The sequence below is a fragment of the Kocuria marina genome (assembly GCF_000786655.1).
In the GTDB taxonomy this organism is placed as follows: Bacteria; Actinomycetota; Actinomycetes; order Actinomycetales; family Micrococcaceae; genus Kocuria; species Kocuria marina_A.
The window spans coordinates 1-5,157 of the sequence record NZ_JROM01000027.1 but is presented as its reverse complement, the minus strand read 5'-3'; the positions used below and the strand labels follow the sequence as shown (position 1 = coordinate 5,157).

At 66.8% G+C, this 5,157-nt stretch carries 6 protein-coding genes; all 6 read right to left on the bottom strand.

Features of this window, described 5'->3' with window-relative positions; translation table 11 throughout:
• Positions 1-1,195, bottom strand: a 1,195-nt coding sequence (locus AS25_RS08305) for an ISL3 family transposase (RefSeq protein WP_052160835.1), incomplete at its 3' end; no start/stop codon positions are given.
• 155 nt (positions 1,196-1,350) lie between these two features.
• Entirely contained in the window at positions 1,351-2,307 is a 957-nt protein-coding gene (locus AS25_RS08300) for a DUF3560 domain-containing protein (protein WP_035964243.1), read from the bottom strand.
• Between the two features lie 250 nt (positions 2,308-2,557).
• Complete coding sequence (locus AS25_RS08295; protein ID WP_035964241.1) at positions 2,558-3,568, bottom strand: IS481 family transposase; 1,011 nt, start codon at positions 3,566-3,568, stop codon at positions 2,558-2,560.
• Between the two features lie 65 nt (positions 3,569-3,633).
• Positions 3,634-3,888, bottom strand: coding sequence for a hypothetical protein (locus AS25_RS08290; RefSeq protein WP_035964239.1), 255 nt, complete (start codon positions 3,886-3,888; stop codon positions 3,634-3,636).
• Between the two features lie 176 nt (positions 3,889-4,064).
• Complete coding sequence (locus AS25_RS08285; protein ID WP_052160833.1) at positions 4,065-4,502, bottom strand: ArdC family protein; 438 nt, start codon at positions 4,500-4,502, stop codon at positions 4,065-4,067.
• A 459-nt stretch (positions 4,503-4,961) separates the two neighbouring features.
• Positions 4,962-5,157: hypothetical protein (locus AS25_RS15025; protein WP_035964238.1), on the bottom strand; the 196-nt coding region annotated here is incomplete at its 5' end.

Genomic DNA, 5,157 nt, shown 5'->3' with positions numbered 1-5,157 from the left:
TGGGCCCGTTCGAGGCCCCGGCGGTGTCGAAGTAGGCCAGGATCGCGGCCTTCCACCGGCGTAAGGTCCGTCCGAGCCGGGCGATCTCCGGGATCGGGCAGGACGGGAAGGCACCGAGGATCTCGGCGACCAGCCGGCGGCCGGTCTCGGGGCGGGCGTGGTAGACCGCGCGCAGCTTCTGGTAGCAATGCCAGGCCAGGGTGACCTCGTGATGCGGGTCCCCGGCCTCGAGCTTCGCGTTGAGCCGGGTGACCTGCCTCTCGGTCAGGTGCTCGGCGCCGATCTGCAGGGTGCGGCGGATCCCGTACAACGGGTCCCCGGCCCGGCCCCGGTGGCCCAGAGTGTCCTGCTGCACCCGACGACGCACCTCGTCCACGACCTGCCCGCCGAGTTTCACCACGTGGAAGGCGTCCAGGACGGTGATCGCCTCAGGGAGTTCGTCGCGGATGGCGTTGGCGTAGCCGTGGAACGGATCCAGCGTCGCCGTGCGGATCCCGCTCGTGAACGCCGGCCCCTGCTCGATGAGCCAGTCGCCGTAGGCCGCCCCCGTGCGCCCGGGCACCAGATCCAGCAGTCGTGCCCGGGGCCGGCCGTCCTCGCCGCGGGAGTGGTCCACGATCCCGGTGACCAGCCCAGTGCCGGGTGGGCCCACGTGGCGCCACACGTGCTCGTCCACGCCCAGGGCGTCCACCCCGGCCAGCCGATCCTCCGCGGCCAGCTGGGCCTCGATGACCGGGGCCATGGCGTGCCAGACGGTGTTCCAGGCGACCCCGAGCATCTCGGCCAGGGCCGAGACCGCGATGTCATGGCAACGCAGCTGCGTCACCGCCCAGGCAATCGCGCGGGTGGTGAGCTTGGCCCGCGGTGCCGCCAGCTCGTGGACCTCACTGAAGGTCGTCACCTCGCACGCCGTCTCATGGCAGCGGTAGCGGCGTTTGCGCCAGACCACCCGCACGGGCACCCCGGCGCAAGGCAGGTCGTGCAGCAGCACCGCCACCCGGCCATGGCCGACGGCGAGCACCCCGCAAGCCGGACAGCCCACCAGTGACGGCACGGTCTCGACCACCAGGGTGAACGAGGAGCGGTGCCGCTCGATCGTGAGCACGTGGACATCGGGCAGGTCGAAGAGCGCGCACGCCGGCGCGCACATAGCATGGGACACATCGAGGCCTTCGAGGACGGTTGGATTCAGCACCCCCATCCTGGAGGCCTCGACCCCTACCCGACCCCCGTGACACGCACCCCGCTTGGGCCCTTACCCACACTCATTTGGGAAGGGCCGGTTTGCCGGGTTGCCGTACATACAGAAACGGCCGGGGGATTACTCCCCCGGCCGCTCGTGCTGCTCGGCTACTTGCTCGCGGGCTGGTGGCCGGTGATCTTGCCGTAGGGGGCGCGATAGCTGCTCGTGATCTTGCGCTCTGCATCGAAATACAGGGTGCAGGTCTTGGCGTTGGCCCGTGCCACGGTCCACCAGGTGCCGCCCACCTTGATCCGGTCCCCGGCGTGGATGGTCTCGGCGCTGTAGTCGGCGGCCTCACCGGCGGCGAGCTGCTGGGCGCGCACGCCGCGCCAGTACGCCAGCGCGTCGGCGTTCTCGGTGGCGTCGGCCTGGATCGCCTCACGGCGTCGGCCGGTCGCGGCGGGGATCGCCTCGGCGTAGGGGGTGCCCCGGTCGGCGGTGTACCCGTCCAGCTGCCGCGCCAGCTTGCGGCCTTCGGCCTCTAGACGCTGGATGCGTCCGGCCACGGTCGCGGGGCTGTAGCGGTGGGCCGTCGTGTTCGTGGCGGCACTCGCGCGGCGCTGCACCTCGGTGGCGTCCTCGTCGGCGCGGATTGCTCGCCCTTGGGCGTTCCATGCCCGGTCAATGGCGTTGCGGTGGCGGGTCTCGGAGTGGTGGCCCACCTTGATGGGCTCCCCGCCTTCGGGCAGTCGGGCCGCTGCCGCGTCGGCGGCGTGCTGGGCGTCGGCCGCGCGTGCGGCCTTGCGCTGCGCCTTCTGTGCTAGGGCCTCGGCGCGGGCCTCCTGCCGGGCTGCGCGGTCGGCCTCGACTTCGGCCACGGGCCGGGCGGTGTCGTCGGCCTCTAGGGCCACCTCGTGCCCTGCGGCCTCTAGGGCCTTCTGCGTGCGTCCGGTGATCCACGTTTTGAGGTTCCGGCCCCGGCTCTGCGGGACGTACCACGCGCCGATGGAGCGGCCCCAGCGCCAGCCCTGGGCCTTCAAAATCTCGGCGGTGCCGTCTCCGCGCTGCGTGCCCTCGATCAGCGTCCCGGCCTCGCGGTTGTGGGTGATGGTCAGTGCGGCCATGATGCTCTGTCCTTCCGGTAGTGGTGGCGGGTTGTTCCTCCCGCCTGAGCACTCTTTAGTTTACTCGCGTTCAACACTAGACACAAGCCGGGCGGGGGACTTTTTTGGGCCGGGTTTACGGCGATACGGTTTGCCGGTTTGCTGGGTTGCCGCACATACAAAAGCGGCCGGGGGATCGCTCCCCCGGCCGCCTGTCGTGGCCGCTCTTACTCGGTCGGCGCGCTGACCTGATACATGGTCGCCAGGGCTCCTAGCTGTAGGAGGGCGTGACGTTGTTGACGCGGGTTGGGGTGCGTGAGGCCGGGGGTTGATCGCCGCAGGCGGTGTGAGGCCGATGGTAGTTGAAGTGGTTCACCCACACCCCGATCGCCTCCCGGCGGGCCTGCTCGCTGGGATACGGGCGGGCGTAGAGCACCTCATCGGCCAGTAGCCGGTTGTAGCGCTCGACCTTCCCGTTGTGCCGGGGCGTGTAGGGGCGGATCCGCTGGTGCCGGCTGGCCAGTGCTTCCACGGCCCTGGTGAAGTCCCGGGCGGTGTAGTTCGCGCCGTTGTCGGTGACTACCCGGTGGATGCGGGTGATGCCGTGGGCGGTGAAGAACACCCGTGCGCGGCAGAAGAACCCGATCGTGGTGGCCGCTTTCTCATCATCGAGGGCCTCGGTGTAGGCCAGACGGGAGAAACCGTCCACGGCTGAGTGGAGGTAGGTGTACCCGACGCGTTGCTTGTGGGCGCGTTTGGAAGCCAGGGCCTGTTGGGAGCCTCGCCCGTGGGCCCACCAACCACCCCCGTCGGGAATCCGCCCAAGCTTCTTCACATCCAGGTGGATCATGTGCCCGGCCCACCCGGCCCGGATGCGTTGGGGTGCCCGGCGCAGGTTCTCCCCGTCCGGGGTGAGATCACGTAGCCGGGAGATCCCGAGTCGGTGCAACCACCGGCCCACGGTGCGCAGGTGCAGCTGGTATCCCAGTCCCTGCAGGTGGTGATGGATCCGGCGAGCTGACCACTTCTTCTGCCGCCGCAGGGAATCAATCTCGGCAATGAGATCAGAGCTGATCTGGGATGGATAGGATCCTGGTCGGCTGGAGCGGTCATGCAGGCCCGCTTCGCCTTCGGCGCGGTAGCGGGCCACCCAGGTCGCCACGGTAGGACGGGAGACACGGAACTCCGCGGCCACATGGGCCTGGGCAACACCGTCGCGGAGATGACGGTGCACCATACGTAGTCGGCCGGCCGGGGTCAGGGGTGCATTAGCGTGGGTCATGAACGGGCTCTTCCAGACAGGTGGGTGGTGTAGGAACTTCCATCCTGTGACGAGGAGCCCGTTCCTCATCTCACCGCCACACCCGTGACAAGAACCTCATGCCCCACAACACCTAGCCGCTGGTGGCATCCGTCGCAGGTGGTGGGCGCGGGAGTCTCCACCTGCTCGCCGGTCATCACGGCTCCGGCTCCTAGATCGCAGTCGATGTGTCCGTGGCGGTAGTAGTCGCGGCACTCGGAGTCGTCGCCGTTGGTCAGCATGAGCGCGCAGCACTCGCACACGAAGACGAGCATGGTCTCGGTGATGGTCTCAGTGTTCATGGCCTGTGTCCTTTCGGTCGGTGCGGCGGGTTGTTCCTCCCGCCTGAACACTCTTTAGTTTACTCGTATTCAACGTTAGACACAAGCGGATCGGCCATATTTTCGTGCAGATTTTCGGACTGGTTCCGGCATGAAAAACGGCCGGGGGATCACTCCCCCGGCCGCTGTCCGTCAGACTAGGCGGTGATTTCGTCCGTCTGGCTCACGTCGAACACGCTCACCACGATGAATGCCACTTCCTTCTCGGTCTTGCCGGTCTTGGGGTCGATCACCGGGTTTCCGTCGTCGTCCTTCTTGGTGCGCTCGGTCGGGGCCATGATCTTGATGGACCGCTCACCCTTGCGGACAGCTCGCCCCAACTCCTTCCACTTGTTGAATCCTGCGCACTGGGTCGCCCCCTCGAACTGGGAAAAGATCAGTTCCTGATTCTTGGGACTGTAGCTGGGCATCCGAGCCGCGAATGCCGCGAACCGCTTGGCCGTGGCGGGGTCGGTCTCGATCAGCTCGGCCACCTGGGCGGCCTTCTCGGTGACCTCTTTGCGCTTGGCCGCTGCCGCTTCCCTGCGCTCCTGCTGCTTCTTGGTGGGCTGCTTCTTCGCGGTCTGGGTAGTCATTGCCTGCCGTCCTTCCTGTTGGTGTGGCGGGTTGTTCCTCCCGCCTGAACACTCTTTAGTTTACTCGCGTTCAACGCTAGACACAAGTAGACTAGGAAGGTTTTTGCTGATGATTTTCTCCGCTCATGCCCCCTACTCCGGGACGGTTCCGGGGCTCTGACCTGTGGGGGCCATCCGTGTAGCCTGGCCCGTCGTCCTGATAGCTGGAAGCAGGATGTGTTTAGTGGAGCGGGGTCAGGGGTGCGCGCAGCGCATCGCGTAGCGACGCCGTAGGCGCCCTTGACGCCGTGGAACGGGCACATACAATTCCGCGTCAGGACGACGGACAGCGAAGGTGAGCTTCCCCTACAGGTTCTCGCGCACATAGTGAGGGGGGTCCGGCTGCCGGATCCCCCTCACCTACTTTGACATCTAGACGTCTAGACGTCTAGATGTCTAGATGTCTAGATGTCTAGACGTCTAAATGTCTAGACGGCCTGACTCCTCATATTCCCGAAGCACGCGCTCTATGGCTGCGACTACGACGGGGTTTACTTTGGTGTCCATCTCGACGGTGGCACGCTGGAGCTGCTTGTAAGTCTCCTGGGGCAGTCGAATGGTCAAACGGGCCCGGTCGTCAGTGGGTTTCTGGAATGTCTGATCCAGCCCCTCGACT